Raw genomic sequence first — 282 nt, forward strand, 5'->3', positions numbered from 1 at the left:
AGAAACAAAGTACTACGTTGTTGATGCTTGGCGCGCTCGGTGTGGTCTATGGCGATATCGGGACGAGCCCCATCTATGCGCTCCGCGAAGCGCTGCATGCCTCGTCTGGCGGCAACGTTGCCGACCGCACAGTTATTCTCGGCGTGCTGTCGCTGATCATCTGGTCTCTCACGATTACGGTTACAGTAAAATACATCATGTTCGTGCTGCACGCTGATAACCGCGGTGAGGGCGGCGTGCTGTCTTTGATGGCGCTGGCGCACGGCAGTTTCCCGAAGCGCT

The 282-nt window shown here is 57.4% G+C and carries 1 protein-coding gene; it reads left to right on the forward strand.

Translation table 11 applies throughout. The annotated features are described in order from the left end of the window. Window positions 1–282, forward strand: a 282-nt coding sequence (locus ACWGS9_RS35730; RefSeq protein ID WP_454509551.1) for a KUP/HAK/KT family potassium transporter, incomplete at both ends; no start/stop codon positions are given.

The organism is Mesorhizobium sp. Arg314 (genome assembly GCF_053714275.1).